Source organism: Azospirillum formosense, from assembly GCF_013340925.1.
Lineage (GTDB): Bacteria > Pseudomonadota > Alphaproteobacteria > Azospirillales > Azospirillaceae > Azospirillum > Azospirillum formosense.
This window is the reverse complement of record NZ_WHOR01000029.1, coordinates 1-13,668: the sequence shown is the minus strand read 5'-3', so window position 1 is coordinate 13,668 and position 13,668 is coordinate 1. Positions and strand designations below refer to the sequence as shown.

Below are 13,668 nucleotides of genomic sequence, written 5' to 3'. Positions count from 1 at the left end.
TGAACCACAAGGAATTTCCATATCTAGATTTTTTCAGTTTTTACTGGTATTCTCCATTTCTTGGGCGGCATTTTCCCGTTTATTAGGGCGTATCGAATAACATCGTATGGGAGTTTAGTGATGTCTATCAATTCCTTTAGGTAGGGCTCGGGAACAGGGTCGTCATTTTTGTCGAGAGCCCACGGGCGCTCTCCTTTTAAAAAAGTTACTTTATAATGGCTTCCGCCATTTAGTTTAGTAATTCTTACGTCACCTAGAACCTTAAGATTCTTTTTTGCCGTCAAGAAAGAAATGTCGCCAGAGATACTATCGGGGTGTATATCCCACAGTTGTCCGCTTAAAAGTGAGTGGATTTCTTCTGGGGAGACGAGAGGAAAGGATAATTCTTCACTTAAATAGATGGACTTCTTCTTTCCGCTAAATGCATTATCACATGCTATTCCGATGCAATAGCCGCTTCCTGAGTGGCTTTGGACATGGATTTGGAGAAGTTTACCCATCTCTTCTTGCCATATATTAGTGTTTCCAATGCTGGCGCAATGTGATGGCAAAGGGTGCACCTGAAATTTTTTTACATCCGTTGTGTCGCTTATCATGCATGAGTTCGTATTATATAAAATTACGCTTGTCAGCATTCTGTGAATATCCCATAGAATTGGCACACTTTCACCACGCGACCAATCGAAGTCGTGAACAAATTCTGCGAGCATATCTGTTATGATCAGTCTGGCTTTGTTGTCATGAATCAAAGCAATTACGCCTGCAATTGCGTCAACTGCTGTGTCAAGATCTTCTCCTGATCGAGGAAAGCTATGGTCTAATGCCATGGGTGATAAGGAAATAAAGGGCATCATTGTGAAATTTCCCCGTTAGCTTCGCGAGTTTTCTAATCTTTTTCCTTTTTGAGCTTTTAGAAGTCTAGTGGCAAGTTCAATGGCTTCACCAAAGAATGACTTGGGCCATTCAGGGATAGTCCCATCTGGTCGAACTGACATATCATGCACTTCAGGTTTTCCACGTTCGGCACAGATAAATGTAATGGAAAGCTTTTCTGAAATTTCATTGCTCGAGTGTTCTGCTGCTAGAATTCGAAAAGAGTTAACGAGGTGCTCGCTATGACTCTCAAGAAGAACGGTTCTTCCTGAAAGCGACATGGCGACGAAGAAAAGAGCTAATCGAACCTGTAAAGCAGGGTGGAGATGTAACTCTGGCTGCTCAACAATAAAAGTTGAGCTTTTCTCAGACAGCAAGCCTCTCACAATTATGGGTAGGACTTGCGAGTATCCAAAGCCAGAATCAGCAAGAGCGTATCCTTTTCCGGAGACGCTTGTTACCATAAGCTCACCCAAAACATTCTTGTGATATGAAGTATCAACCTCCCTTGTTCTGTAAGTGGTCATAAGCTCACCCGTCCTGAGGTAATGCATCCAATGATTTATCTGTACCTTCAGAGTATACTGAGAACTGGAAGTAATGTTTGATGGAAGTGGGAAATTAATTTTTTGCTCCATACGATCACGGAGGATGTACGGGAGAAATTCACCAGCATGATCATATCCTGGTGCAATGTCTCTATCGAGAACATAATATCTTTTGGCAGCTGCTCGCAAGGGACCGAGATAATGAATCTTTTTGATGTGCGAGCGAAGCATTGTTAAGGCATCTTCAAGAAATGGCGGAAGCTGTGCGAATGCAATGTTCCTTTCGCTCTTTGCTATCTTGTATTTTCCATCCGGAGGCATGCCAAACATGCCGCGCGGTATTATTCCGCCCATTATTGCGATAAATACAGAATTTCCATCCTCGGTTTCAAGGATTGGCTTTAGTACTTTCTCGCCGCCGGATGCATTAAAAATTGAGGTTGGGATAACCAGCAAGTAATCAAATTGGCTAGCTATGTTCTTGAATTCTTGATCAATTTCAGAAAATGAAGTGCTTCTCTCAACGCTAAACTCCATGGTATTGACGTTGTTAAGCATTACTTTAAACTTGGCAGAGTGTAATATTCCTTGAGAGGCTCCTGGCGTTGACGTTTCTTCAGGGTCTCTTTGGTTTTCAGAGCTGTAAGTAAACCTAAAGTCAGCGACCAAGTCATATTTCAGTTTTTCTGAATTTAAGATCCATTTTTTCAATTTTGCGCTATTTCTGGAGGAAAGCGTTTTCTCAAGAACTTTCTCGAAATAATATTTTCGAAAATCGCCTTCCAGGGTTAGAGATATTGATATATCTTTTTTCTCATCATTCCCGCTAACAAAAGTCGCGTAATTTCCAAGGTCGACGCTTTTCCCGTTAAAACGTAGATGTCCTTCGCGGGAAATATCAGACTCCTTATCCTCAAAAGATTGTTGGAGCAAAAGGAGCGTTTTAAGGACTGTCGATTTTCCTGCGCTGTTGGTTCCGCAAAACACAGTCAAAGGATTGATTTTGAAATTCCATGTACGGTTGGAGAACGACCTGATGTTTTTAATGCTTACAGATTTTATCATGTTTCACGTTGCCCCAAAAAAATTTCTTCTTGTCTAGCATGCTTGCCTTTAGATGTCCATGATTTGCGTATCGTTGACGAAGTGGTCGCAGAGCGCTCCGTGGCAATGCTTAAGAGTATGGATCAAAACCCCGTCTTTATGGGGGCAAGCCATTGGTTTTGCTCGGACCAGCGGAGGTTTGATCTGCATTCCAAGACTAATCACGGTCAGGCAGCGCTCGTCCGGCGCGCCGAGGCTGCCGCGCTGGACGTCGGGGCGGCGTCTCTCCACGCTTGACGAACATACCAACCGCCCGGTATGTTTCGACCCATGCCGAGACCCGCCAAACATCACCCCGAACGCGGCGACGCCCGCACCCGGCTCCTCGAAGCGGCGCGGGACGTCATCCGAGCCAAGGGCTTTGCGGCGACCTCTGTCGATGATCTCTGCAAGGCGGCGGGGGTCACCAAGGGCGCGTTCTTCCATCATTTCGAGACCAAGGAAGCGCTCGGCGTCGCCGCCGCCGCCTATTGGGCGGAAACCACCTCGGCCTTCTTCGCGAACGCGCCGTACCACCGGCTCGACGACCCGCTCGACCGGCTGTTCGGTTATGTCGACTTCCGCAAGGCGATCATCGACGGCGATCCCGCCGAATTCACCTGCCTCGTCGGGACCATGACGCAGGAGGTCTACGGGTCGCACCCGGCGATCCGCGACGCCTGCGCCGCCAGCATCTTCGGCCACGCGGCGACGCTGGAACCGGACATCGCGGCGGCCATGGCGGCGCGCGGCATCGAGGCCGACTGGACCCCGGCGAGCCTCGCGCGGCACACCCAGGCCGTGCTCCAGGGCGCCTTCATCCTCGCCAAGGCGACGGGCGGGCGCGAGGAGGCGCTGGAGAGCGTCGATCACCTGAAACGCTACCTCACGCTGCTCTTTTCACAGCCCCGCTCGAAAGGGACTCCCCATGACGGATGTTGAGCGCGACCTCGTTCTGACCCGCAGCCTCGACGCGCCGCGCGGCGCGCTGTGGCGCTGCTGGACCGAACCCGAGCTGCTGAAACAGTGGTTCTGCCCCAAGCCCTGGTTCGTGTCCGAGGCACGGATGGACCTCCGGCCGGGCGGCGAGTTCTTCACGCTGATGAACGGTCCGAACGGCGAATCCTTCGGCGAGCCCGGCGTCTTCCTCGACGTGGAGGAGGGGCGGCGTCTGGTCTTCACCGACGCCTTCCGCCCCGGCTGGCGGCCGTCGGGCCGGGCCTTCATGACCGCCGACGTGCGGTTCGAGGACGCGGGCGCCGGCCGGACCCTCTACACCGCGCGCGCCATGCACTGGAGCGCCGAGGCGCGCGACGAGCATGAGAAGATGGGCTTCCACGAAGGCTGGGGCAAAGCGACCGACCAGCTCGAAGCCCTGGCTAAAACGCTCTGATTCAAGACGCTCTGACCCCAAAACAGTCTTACCGGGAGGAAACAACACCATGGAACCGACGATCTACCTGTTCTTCAACGGGACCTGCCTGGAGGCGATGACCCACTACGCCGAAACCCTCGGCGGCGAGGTCGTCTATGTGTTCCGCAACGGCGACGCCCCGGACGCGGACAGCCGGATGCCCGGCGGCGATCACCTCGTGATGAACATGATGGTGAAGCTGGGGGCGACCACGGTGATGGCGTCCGACTCGCCGGACAGCATGTACAGCACGCCGCAGGGATTCCGGGTGCAGATCGCCCCGCCGTCGCTCGCCGAGTTCGACCGCATCTTCGCCGTGCTGGCGAAGGACGCCCGCGCCGTTGAGATGCCGCCGGGCGAGACCTTCTGGGCCGAGCGCTTCGCCATGGTCACCGACCGCTTCGGCACGCCCTGGATGCTCAACCACACCGGCGCGAAGTGCCCGGACGCGGCGGCGTCCTGACGGGCGGGGCCGAAGCTTCAACCAAACAAGGGAGGAAGGACATGGCGTACATCGACGGGTTCGTCATCGCGGTTCCGACGGCCAACAAGCAGGCCTTCATCGACCACGCGAACAAGGTCGACGTTCTGTTCAAGGAGCTTGGCGCGACGCGCATCATCGAATGCTGGGGCGACGACGTGCCCAACGGCAAGCTCACCGATTTCCGCCGGGCCGTGCAGGCGACGGAGGACGAGACGGTGGCCTTCTCTTGGATCGAATGGCCGGACAAGGCGACGCGGGACGCCGGGATGGGGCGGATCGAGGAGCTGATGAAGACCGACGAGCGGTTCAGCCCGGAGAAAAACCCGATGCCCTTCGACGGCAAGCGGATGATCTTCGGCGGCTTCGCGCCGGTCGTCGAGCTGTGAGCGACCCCGGCTGACCCGGGCGCTGGCCCGGAAGCTGACGTGAAACGCGAAGGCCCTTCCTTGCCACGCCGGCACGGAAGGGCCCCGTTCGCTCGGCGACCGCTTGGCCGCGTCAGGCGGCGCGGATGCCGGCAAGGAAGGTTTCGACCTCGCGGCGCAGGGTTTCGGACTGGCGCGCCAGCTCGTCGGACGCGCCGAGCACCTGCGTTGCCGCCGCGCCCGTCTGTGTGGCCCCCTGGTTGACTTGCAGGATGTTGTTGCTGACCTGCTGGGTGCCCTGGGCCGCCTGTTGAACGTTGCGGGTGATCTCGCCGGTCGTGGCGTTCTGCTCCTCGATGGCGGCGGCGATGGTCGCGGCGATCTCGTTGATTCTGGTGATGGTCTGCCCGATTCCCTCGATGGCGGTGACGGTGCCGCTCGTGGCCGACTGCACACTGGCGATCTGCGTGGCGATCTCCTCCGTGGCCTTGCCCGTCTGGTTGGCGAGCGCCTTCACCTCGCTGGCGACGACGGCGAATCCCTTGCCGGCCTCGCCGGCCCTGGCGGCCTCGATGGTGGCGTTCAGAGCCAGAAGGTTGGTCTGGCTGGCGATGTCGCTGATCAGCTTCACCACCTCGCCGATGCGGTTGGTCGCGTCCGCCAGGCCGCGCACCGTCACGCCGGTCTGCTGGGCCTCCTGCACGGCCTGCTCGGCGACTTCCGTGGACCGCGACACCTGACGGGAGATCTCCTGGGTGGAGGCGGCCATCTCCTCCGTTGCCGCGGCGACCGTCTGCACGTTGGCGGACGTCTGTTCCGCCGCCGCGGCCGACGAGCCGGCCTGCTGGTTGGTCTGGTGCGCCAGTTCGACCATGCTCCCGGCCGTCCGGCTGAGTTCGGTGGAAGCCGACGCCACACTGCTCAGGACATTCGACACCGTGCGGTCGAAGCCCTCGATCAGGCGCTCCACCTCCATGGCGCGTTTTTCCTTGGCGATCCGCTCGGCTTCCTGCTCGGCGGCGAGGCGTTCTCGCTCGATCATGCTCTCCTTGAAGACCTGGACGGCCGAAGCCATGGCGCCGATCTCGTCCTTCCGCTCCACGGAGGGGATCGCCACGGTCCTGTCGCCGCCGGCCAGACGCCGCATCGCCTCGGTCATCGCGGCGATCGGGGCCGACACGCCGCGGATCATCGTCAGCGCCCCGACCAGGCAGACGAGCGTGCCGAGGATGAAGGCCGCGATCAGAAGCATGCGGGCGGTGCCGTATATGGCGTCGCCATGCCGGCTGGCCTCCGCCGACCCCCGTGCGTTGATGTCGATCAACTCGATCAGATTGCCGGACGCCGTGTCGAACAGCGTTCGCGACGCATTTCGGAGGATTTCAGCCGCCTTGACCGTGTCCTTGTTGCGGGACAGTTCGATGACCTGGCTGCCGAGGGTGAGATAGCGGTCCCAGTTCTGGCCGAACTGCTCGTAGACGCGGCGCTCATCGGCGGAGGAGATGAACGTTTCGTACTTGGCGCGGTTGCTCTGCACCGTCGCCTTCATGGCCGCGAGGTTCCGCTCGATCGTGGACATCTCCTCGGCGCTGGCGGCCAGGATGTGCGACACTTCCAGGATGCGGTAGTCGGAGGTGTTGGTGTTGAGCGTGCCCAGCAGCACCGCGCTCGGCATCCAATTTTCCTCACTCTCCGTCGTGAGATCGTTCACGGCCGAGAGGCGGTTGATGGACAATAAGTTGGAAGCGATGGTCACCGCCGCCAGAACAAAGAAAACGATCGCAACCTTTGATTTTATGGTCATCGTTGACAACGTCCCAATCCCCTCTGCCGGTTCCGATCTTATGAAGAGGTGTCTTCCAGAGCGGCGCTCATCTTCCTATGTCATGAGGCATAAAGCGGATGGGTTAAAAAAAGCCAAAAGAGGTAGGATTAATTTTGTTCATCCGTAGATGATGTTTTCCAGTTCTTGATAATCGTTCCGCGAATTCTTTTCAAAATAGAGAATGCATGAGCGCGCGCCGTTTTTATGGAAGCGCAGACAGGAAACGCAATCATGAAGGTGTGTTTCGTTGAGGATCGGATCGCGCGCGCGAACGATGCTCGGAAACAAGCCTTCCTTTGCGGAGGGACGGAGGTCAAGGGCGTCCGCTTCCCCGTGACCCGGTGTGCAGGCCCATCAAAGGCCGGAGATGCCGAGCTCCGTTGCGGCGGCGCGCATCACTTCCACCGCATCCCGTTTCCTCATGCACCGCCACCCCGCTTCCGACAGACCGGCGCGGCGGTCGTCGTCGGCGACCAGCGCGCAGGCGGCCTCGACCAGCCCGTCGTAGGGGGCGAAGGCCATGGCGTCCAGCAGGTCGGGGTCGATCTCGGTGTCGGGGTGGCGCTCGGCCAGCACCGCCTTGCGGTTCGACAGCAGGTGCGAGACGCGGACGATCTCGAAGATGCCCGCCTCGTAGTAATGCAGGTTCAGCACCAGCTTCGCGTCGGCGACGAAGCGGTCGCGCAGCGCTCCGTAATAATGCTGGAGGCTGACCACGGTCAGGCCGCACTCGCCCAGCGCGTCGAGGATGGCGCGGCGGCGCGGGTTCACGGCGCCGTAGAACAGCACGTCGATGCCGGGGGAGGGGCTGTTGGGGATGCGGGTCATCTCGTCGACATGCCCGATGGGGACGTGGCGCGCCCGGATGCCCTGGCGGGCCAGATCGGCGATGTTGCGCGGGCTGTAATCCCACACCCGGCAGCGGCGCAGCAGGTCCAGATAGTGGGCGTGGCGGGGGTGGAGCGTGGCGATCTGCTCCAGATTGTAGAGGATGGTGCCGCTGGGCAGCCGGTCGCCTTCCTCCGGAGTCAGGTCATGCCCGCCCAGCACGATGGCGCGGCGCCGGCGGCCGACGCGGTTCCACGCGATCTCCGCGTCAATGCCCAGGCGGCGAAGCGCGAAACACAGGGTTTCCGCGACCTCAGCGAAGACGCTGGCTCCGGCGTCGCCCAGCCCGTTCTTCTTGATGATGACGATGTCGATCCCGCCGGCCATGCGCCCGTCCCCTCCGCCCTGCGGCCCCATCCTAAAGCGTGGGCGGGCGGGCGCGCAAAAAGAAACCCTCCTTCCCTTGCGGGAAGGAGGGCGTGCAGTCTGGGGACTTCACTGAAAAATCAGGTGCGGCTTCAGGCCGAAACCAGCTCCTCCAGGGAGCGCTCGATGATGTCCAGACCCTCGTCCACCAGCGCGTCCGACGCGGTCAGCGGAACCAGGATGCGGATCACGTTGCCATAGGTGCCGCAGGACAGCAGGACGAGGCCCTTTTCCGCCGCCTTGGCGACCAGCGCCTTGGTCAGCTCCGGCGCCGGCTCCTTGGTGCCGCGGTCCTTCACCAGCTCCATGGCGATCATGCCGCCCAGGTTGCGCACGTCGCCGATCACCGACAGCGTGTTGCGCTGGGCCATGCTGCGGAAGCGGCCGGCGATGCGCTCGCCCAGGTCGTTGGAGCGCTGGATCAGCTTCTCCTCCTCGATGACGTCCAGCACGGCCAGCGCCGCGGTGGTCGCCAGCGGGCTGCCGGCGTAGGTGCCGCCGATGCCGCCGGGGATCGGGGCGTCCATGATCTCCGCCTTGCCGGTGACCGCCGACAGCGGGAAACCGCCGGCCAGGCTCTTCGCCATGGTCATCAGGTCGGGCTCGACGCCGGAATGCTCGATGGCGAACATCTTGCCGGTGCGGGCGAAGCCGGTCTGGATCTCGTCGATGATCAGCAGGATGCCGTTGTCGTCGCAGATCTTGCGCAGGGACTGGAGGAACTCCGGCGGGGCGATGTTGAAGCCGCCCTCACCCTGCACCGGCTCGACGATGATCGCGGCGACGCGGGTGGCGTCCACGTCCGACTTGAACAGGGACTCCAGCGCCTTCAGGCTGTCCTGGACGCTGACCCCGCGGTAGGCGTTGGGGAAGGGCGCGTGGTAGACCTCGGCCGGGAAGGGGCCGAAGCCGACCTTGTAGGGCACGACCTTGCCGGTCAGCGCCATCGCCAGCAGCGTGCGGCCGTGGAAGGCGCCGGAGAAGGCGATCACGCCCGGACGGCCGGTGTGGGCGCGGGCGATCTTCACGGCGTTCTCGACGGCTTCCGCACCCGTGGTGAAGAAGGCGGTCTTCTTCGGCGTGGAGCCCGGAACCAGCGCGTTCAGCCGCTCCGCCAGGGTCACGAAGGACTCGTAGGGCGTGACCATCGCGCAGGTGTGGGTGAAGCGGTCGAGCTGGGCCTTCACCGCCTCGATGATCTTCGGATGGCGGTGGCCGGTGTTCAGCACCGCGATGCCGCCGGCGAAGTCGATGAAGCGGTTGCCCTCGACGTCCCACAGCTCGGCGTTCTCGGCGCGGTCGACATAGACCGGCATGGCGTTGGCGAGGCCGCGCGGAACGGCGGCGTTGCGACGATCCTGGAAGGACTGGTTGCTCATCTCAAACCCCCGATTGGAAAGGATGGCGTCAGGCGCCCAGGCCGACGCACAGGTACTTGATCTCCAGGAAGTCCTCCACACCGTACTTGGAGCCTTCCCGCCCGATGCCCGACTGCTTGATGCCGCCGAACGGCGCGACCTCGGTCGACAGGATGCCTTCGTTGATGCCGACCATCCCGTATTCGAGCTGTTCGGCGACGCGCCACACCCGGCCGATGTCCCGGCTGTAGAAATAGGCCGCCAGACCGAACTCGGTGTCGTTCGCCATGCGGATGGCGTCGGCCTCCGTCTCGAACTTGAACAGCGGGGCCACCGGGCCGAAGATCTCCTCGCGGGCCACGCGCATCTCGGTGGTGACGCCGGTCAGGATCGTCGGCTCGAAGAAGGTGCCGCCCATGGCGTGCCGCTTGCCGCCGAGAGCGACCTTGGCGCCCTTGGCCAGCGCGTCGCCCATCAGCTCCTCGACCTTCTCGACGGCCTGCCCGTTGATCATCGGACCCTGGGTGACCCCGGCCTCCATGCCGTTGCCGACGCGGATCTGCTTCACCGCCTCGGCCAGCTTGGCGGCGAAGGCGTCGTAGACGCCGGCCTGGACCAGCAGGCGGTTGGCGCAGACGCAGGTCTGGCCGGAGTTGCGGTACTTGGAAGCCAAGGCGCCCTTGACCGCCTCGTCCAGGTCGGCGTCGTCGAACACGATGAAAGGCGCGTTGCCGCCCAGCTCCAGCGACACCTTCTTCACCGTGTCGGCGGACTGGCGCATCAGGATCTTGCCGACCTCGGTCGAGCCGGTGAAGGACAGCTTGCGCACGATCGGGCTGGCGGTCAGCTCGCCGCCGATGGCGACCGGGTCGGACCCGGTGACGATGTTAAACACCCCGGCCGGAACGCCCGCGCGCTCGGCCAGCTCGGCCAGCGCCAGGGCGGACAGCGGGGTGTCCTCGGCCGGCTTGACCACGATGGTGCAGCCGGCGGCGAGCGCCGGACCCACCTTGCGGGTGATCATCGCGTTGGGGAAGTTCCACGGGGTGATCGCCGCGACGACGCCGATCGGCTCCTTCAGGACGACGATGCGCTTGTTGCCGGCGAAGCTGGGGATCACGTCGCCGTAGACCCGCTTGCCCTCCTCGGCGAACCACTCGATGAAGCTGGCGCCGTAGGCGACCTCGCCGCGGGCCTCGGCCAGCGGCTTGCCCTGCTCCAAGGTCATCAGGACGGCCAGATCCTCCTGCGCCGCCATGATCAGCTCGAACCAGCGGCGCAGGATGGCCGCGCGCTCCTTCGCGGTCTTGGCGCGCCAGGCGGGCAGGGCGGCGTCGGCGGCGTTGATGGCCTGCCGCGTCTCTTCCGCGCCGACGTCGGCGACCCGGGCCAGTTCCTCGCCCGTCGCCGGGTTGGTGACCGCGAAGGTCTTGCCGGAGAAGGCGTCGCGCCACGCGCCGTTCACATAGGCTTGTGTCCGAAGAAGGCTCTGGTCGTTCAGCGACAGCATGGGAATCAGCCTCGATTTGCGATGTGACGGGAGCGTACCCATGTTTAATAAATTAAACAACCCTAATCGGGTGTTGAGTTTTTGATGACGCACACACGCGAATCCGGTATGCCTTCCGGTCAGGAGCGAGGAACCGATCCATGGACATGGACGCTGTCGATTTCAACGTGGGCGCGCGCCTCAAGCAGGTTCGCGAAGCGCACGCCCTGTCCCAGCGCCAGTTGGCGCAACGGGCGGGCGTGACCAACGGGACCATCTCGCTCATCGAACAGAATCGGTGCAGCCCGTCCGTCTCCTCGCTGCGCAAGGTGCTCCAGGGCATTCCGATGACCCTGGCGGAGTTCTTCTCCTCCGACGACCTGCCGCCGCGCGAGCAGATCTTCTTCAAGGGCGGCGATCTGGTCGAGCTGACCGGGCTGGTGAAGAGCCGCGTCGGCTCCATCTCCTTCCGGCAGGTGGGCGACTTGCGCGGCCGCAACCTCCAGGTGCTGCACGAGAAGTACGCCCCCGGCGCCGACACCGGCGGCCGCACCATGCTCCAGCACGAATCGGAGGAGGGCGGCATCGTCATCAAGGGCCGGATCGAGCTGACGGTCGGCGACCGCAAGGAGATCCTCGGCCCCGGCGACGCCTATCTGTTCGACAGCCGCATCCCGCACCGCTTCCGCAACCTCGGCGACGAGGAATGCGAAATCATCAGCGCCTGCACCCCGCCGTACCTGTGACATCACTCCACCGGATTTGAGGAAAGGCCGGGCCGCCCATCGGGGCCGCCCGGCTTTTTCGTGTCAGCGCAGGTTGCCCTTCAGCCGCTCGTTGCGGCGGCGCAGCGCCTCCAGCGTGGCGAGCAGGATGACCGAGATGGTCGTCAGGATCACCGCCGCCGCCGTGATGGTCGGGCTGATGTTCTCGCGGATGCCGCTGAACATCTCGCGGGGCAGGGTGCGCTGCTCCGGACCGGCCATGAACAGCACCACCACCACCTCGTCGAAGCTGGTGGCGAAGGCGAACAGGGCACCCGAGGCCAGACCCGGCAGGATCAGCGGCAGGATCACCCGGCGGAAGGCGTAGAGGGGCGAGGCGCCGAGCGAGGCGGCGGCCCGCGCCAGATTCATGTCGAAGCTCTGCAGCGTCGCGCTGACCGTGATGACCACGAAGGGCGTGGACAGCGCGGTGTGCGCCAGGATCAGCCCGGCGTAGCTGCCGGTCAGGCCCAGCGGCGCGAAGAAGAAGTACAGGCCGACCGCGGTGATGACGCCCGGCACGACGACCGGCGACAGCACGATGGCGAGCACCAGCGGCTTGAACTTGCTCTTCCACTGGGCGAGGCCGAGCGAGGCGAGCGTGCCCAGCACCATCGACAGGATGGTCGAGGCCACCCCGATGATCACGCTGTTCTTCAGCGACGACACCCAGCGCGGCGAGTTCAGGAAATCCTCGTACCAGCGCAGCGAGAAGCCGGGCAGCGGGTAGGTCAGGTAGGAGCCGGAACTGAAGGACAGCGGCATGATCGCCAGGATCGGCGCCATCAGGAAGACCAGCACCAGCGAGGCGACGACCACGGTGGTGATCCAGGCGATGCGCTGGCTGGCCGTGCGGGGGGAATGGTTGTCACTCAATTCTTCATCCCTCCCGTGACCTGCTGGCCGTGGACCAGCTTTCCGTAGACGACGGCCAGCAGCAGCGTGGCGAGCAGAAGCACGGCACCCAGCGCCGAGGCCAGACCCCAGTTGACGGTTTCCGTCGTGTAGAAGGCGATGAAGTAGCTGATCATCTGGTCGGCGGCGCCGCCCACCAGGGCCGGCGTGATGTAGTAGCCGATGGCCAGGATGAAGACGAGCAGGCTGCCCGCCCCGATGCCGGGCACGGTCTGCGGCAGGTAGATGCGCAGGAAGGCGGTGACCGGCGAGGCGCCGAGCGACGCCGCGGCCCGCATGTAGGCCGGGGAGATCGACCGCATGCTGCTGTAGAGCGGCAGGATCATGAAGGGCAGCAGGACGTGGGTCATCGCCACATAGACGCCGAAGCGGTTGTAGATCAGCCGCAGCGGCTCGTCGATCAGGCCGATCCAGCGCAGGCTGTCGTTGACGATGCCCTCGCTCTGCAGCACGACGATCCAGGCGCAGGTGCGCACCAGCAGCGAGGTCCAGAAGGGCAGCAGCACGAAGATCATCAGCACGTTCGACTGGCCCGTGGGCAGCGTCGCCAGCATGTAGGCGACCGGGAAACCCAGGATCAGGCAGAGGACCGTCACGCCGAGGCTGATGGTGAAGGTGCGCCCGAAGACGTCGCGGTAGATCGCCTGCTCCTCGGGGGCGGCGACGATGGCGCCGTCCACGTTGCGCGTCAGGTCCAGCGCGCCCAGCAGGTAGAAGCTGGTGAGCGGCCCGCTGGCGCCCTTGATCGCCGCCCAGGTGGCGCGTTCGCCCCAGGCCGGGTTGATGCCGATCAGCGTGTCCTTGGCGGTGCCCGGCTCCGGCAGGGTCTTCAGGTTGCGCGCGGTGCCCGCCATGATGGTGCGGAAGCCGTTCAGCGCGTAGTTCAGCCGCTTGGACGCGATGGCGACGGTGCCGGCGTCGCGCGCCGTGCGGATGTCGCCGGCCAGCGCGGCGAAGGCCGGCTCGCCCGGGACGTCCTTGCCGTCCCAGTCGGCCAGGGCCGCGACGGTGTGGGGCAGGACCTGACGCACCTCCCAGTCGTCGACCGACCGCCAGAGCATGCCGGCGATGGGACCGAGGAAGGTGAAGAGCAGGAAGAGCAGGAGCGGCAGGATCAGCGCCAGGGCCTTGAGCCGGCGCGTCCGCTCCGCCCGTTTCAGGCGGCGCTTGAGAGGCACCTCGGACGACGCATCGGCGCCGGCGACGAACGCGGCTGTCATGGGCGGCCTATTTCGAAAAATGCGGTAGAGATTGTGTGCAGGTGGTCGAGGAGGGCCCCCCTCCCTAACCCTCCCC

13 protein-coding genes are annotated in these 13,668 nt (G+C 62.3%); 5 read left to right on the top strand and 8 right to left on the bottom strand.

Annotated features, from left to right (window positions below; all coding sequences use genetic code 11):
* Nucleotides 1-23 precede the first annotated feature (23 nt).
* Complete coding sequence (locus tag GBZ26_RS06300; protein ID WP_174438104.1) at nt 24-854, bottom strand: hypothetical protein; 831 nt, start codon at nt 852-854, stop codon at nt 24-26.
* Between the two features lie 15 nt (nt 855-869).
* Entirely contained in the window at nt 870-2,486 is a 1,617-nt protein-coding gene (locus GBZ26_RS06295) for an AAA family ATPase (protein WP_174438103.1), read from the bottom strand.
* 309 nt (nt 2,487-2,795) lie between these two features.
* Here GBZ26_RS06295 and GBZ26_RS06290 point away from each other — a divergent pair, with 309 nt between their 5' ends.
* The 4 genes from GBZ26_RS06290 to GBZ26_RS06275 are packed head-to-tail and all read left to right on the top strand — an operon-like array spanning nt 2,796 to nt 4,788.
* Nucleotides 2,796-3,446 carry a TetR/AcrR family transcriptional regulator gene (locus tag GBZ26_RS06290; RefSeq protein ID WP_174438102.1) on the top strand — a complete coding sequence of 217 codons (651 nt, stop codon included), beginning with the start codon at nt 2,796-2,798 and terminating at the stop codon, nt 3,444-3,446.
* Nucleotides 3,433-3,897, top strand: a complete 465-nt coding sequence (locus GBZ26_RS06285; RefSeq protein ID WP_174438101.1) for an SRPBCC family protein — start codon at nt 3,433-3,435, stop codon at nt 3,895-3,897. The genes GBZ26_RS06290 and GBZ26_RS06285 overlap by 14 nt, the downstream gene beginning before the upstream one ends.
* 49 nt (nt 3,898-3,946) lie before the next feature.
* Nucleotides 3,947-4,381, top strand: a complete 435-nt coding sequence (locus GBZ26_RS06280) for a VOC family protein (RefSeq protein WP_174438100.1) — start codon at nt 3,947-3,949, stop codon at nt 4,379-4,381.
* Nucleotides 4,382-4,422: 41 nt separating this feature from the next.
* Nucleotides 4,423-4,788 carry a DUF1428 domain-containing protein gene (locus tag GBZ26_RS06275; RefSeq protein WP_174438099.1) on the top strand — a complete coding sequence of 122 codons (366 nt, stop codon included), beginning with the start codon at nt 4,423-4,425 and terminating at the stop codon, nt 4,786-4,788.
* 112 nt (nt 4,789-4,900) lie between these two features.
* On the opposite strand, the gene GBZ26_RS06270 is transcribed toward GBZ26_RS06275, so the two are convergent.
* The 4 genes from GBZ26_RS06270 to gabD all read right to left on the bottom strand — a co-directional run bounded on the left by GBZ26_RS06270 (nt 4,901) and on the right by gabD (nt 10,714).
* Nucleotides 4,901-6,571 carry a methyl-accepting chemotaxis protein gene (locus tag GBZ26_RS06270; protein ID WP_174438098.1) on the bottom strand — a complete coding sequence of 557 codons (1,671 nt, stop codon included), beginning with the start codon at nt 6,569-6,571 and terminating at the stop codon, nt 4,901-4,903.
* Between the two features lie 375 nt (nt 6,572-6,946).
* Complete coding sequence (locus tag GBZ26_RS06265; RefSeq protein ID WP_174438097.1) at nt 6,947-7,807, bottom strand: hypothetical protein; 861 nt, start codon at nt 7,805-7,807, stop codon at nt 6,947-6,949.
* 131 nt (nt 7,808-7,938) lie between these two features.
* Entirely contained in the window at nt 7,939-9,225 is a 1,287-nt protein-coding gene (gene gabT / locus GBZ26_RS06260) for a 4-aminobutyrate--2-oxoglutarate transaminase (RefSeq protein ID WP_174438096.1), read from the bottom strand.
* A 28-nt stretch (nt 9,226-9,253) separates the two neighbouring features.
* Nucleotides 9,254-10,714, bottom strand: a complete 1,461-nt coding sequence (gene gabD, locus GBZ26_RS06255; RefSeq protein WP_174438095.1) for an NADP-dependent succinate-semialdehyde dehydrogenase — start codon at nt 10,712-10,714, stop codon at nt 9,254-9,256.
* Nucleotides 10,715-10,854: 140 nt separating this feature from the next.
* Between gabD and GBZ26_RS06250 the strand changes: the two genes are divergently transcribed.
* The gene (locus GBZ26_RS06250) at nt 10,855-11,439 is read left to right on the top strand and encodes a cupin domain-containing protein (protein WP_114857999.1); all 585 of its coding nucleotides are present in this window, start codon (nt 10,855-10,857) and stop codon (nt 11,437-11,439) included.
* 63 nt (nt 11,440-11,502) lie between these two features.
* On the opposite strand, the gene GBZ26_RS06245 is transcribed toward GBZ26_RS06250, so the two are convergent.
* Together GBZ26_RS06245 and GBZ26_RS06240 are read right to left on the bottom strand one after the other, a co-directional pair.
* Nucleotides 11,503-12,333, bottom strand: coding sequence for an ABC transporter permease (locus GBZ26_RS06245; protein ID WP_174438094.1), 831 nt, complete (start codon nt 12,331-12,333; stop codon nt 11,503-11,505).
* Complete coding sequence (locus tag GBZ26_RS06240; protein ID WP_174438093.1) at nt 12,330-13,592, bottom strand: ABC transporter permease; 1,263 nt, start codon at nt 13,590-13,592, stop codon at nt 12,330-12,332. The genes GBZ26_RS06245 and GBZ26_RS06240 overlap by 4 nt, the downstream gene beginning before the upstream one ends.
* Between the last annotated feature and the right edge of the window lie 76 nt (nt 13,593-13,668).

Excerpts from the sequence above, each read along its gene's own strand:
- GBZ26_RS06300 (WP_174438104.1), bottom strand. The coding sequence starts at position 854 with ATGATGCCCTTTATTTCCTTATCACCCATGGCATTAGACCATAGCTTT.
- GBZ26_RS06295 (WP_174438103.1), bottom strand. The coding sequence starts at position 2,486 with ATGATAAAATCTGTAAGCATTAAAAACATCAGGTCGTTCTCCAACCGT.
- GBZ26_RS06290 (WP_174438102.1), top strand. The coding sequence starts at position 2,796 with ATGCCGAGACCCGCCAAACATCACCCCGAACGCGGCGACGCCCGCACC.
- GBZ26_RS06285 (WP_174438101.1), top strand. The coding sequence starts at position 3,433 with ATGACGGATGTTGAGCGCGACCTCGTTCTGACCCGCAGCCTCGACGCG.
- GBZ26_RS06280 (WP_174438100.1), top strand. The coding sequence starts at position 3,947 with ATGGAACCGACGATCTACCTGTTCTTCAACGGGACCTGCCTGGAGGCG.
- GBZ26_RS06275 (WP_174438099.1), top strand. The coding sequence starts at position 4,423 with ATGGCGTACATCGACGGGTTCGTCATCGCGGTTCCGACGGCCAACAAG.
- GBZ26_RS06270 (WP_174438098.1), bottom strand. The coding sequence starts at position 6,571 with ATGACCATAAAATCAAAGGTTGCGATCGTTTTCTTTGTTCTGGCGGCG.
- GBZ26_RS06265 (WP_174438097.1), bottom strand. The coding sequence starts at position 7,807 with ATGGCCGGCGGGATCGACATCGTCATCATCAAGAAGAACGGGCTGGGC.
- gabT (WP_174438096.1), bottom strand. The coding sequence starts at position 9,225 with ATGAGCAACCAGTCCTTCCAGGATCGTCGCAACGCCGCCGTTCCGCGC.
- gabD (WP_174438095.1), bottom strand. The coding sequence starts at position 10,714 with ATGCTGTCGCTGAACGACCAGAGCCTTCTTCGGACACAAGCCTATGTG.
- GBZ26_RS06250 (WP_114857999.1), top strand. The coding sequence starts at position 10,855 with ATGGACATGGACGCTGTCGATTTCAACGTGGGCGCGCGCCTCAAGCAG.
- GBZ26_RS06240 (WP_174438093.1), bottom strand. The coding sequence starts at position 13,592 with ATGACAGCCGCGTTCGTCGCCGGCGCCGATGCGTCGTCCGAGGTGCCT.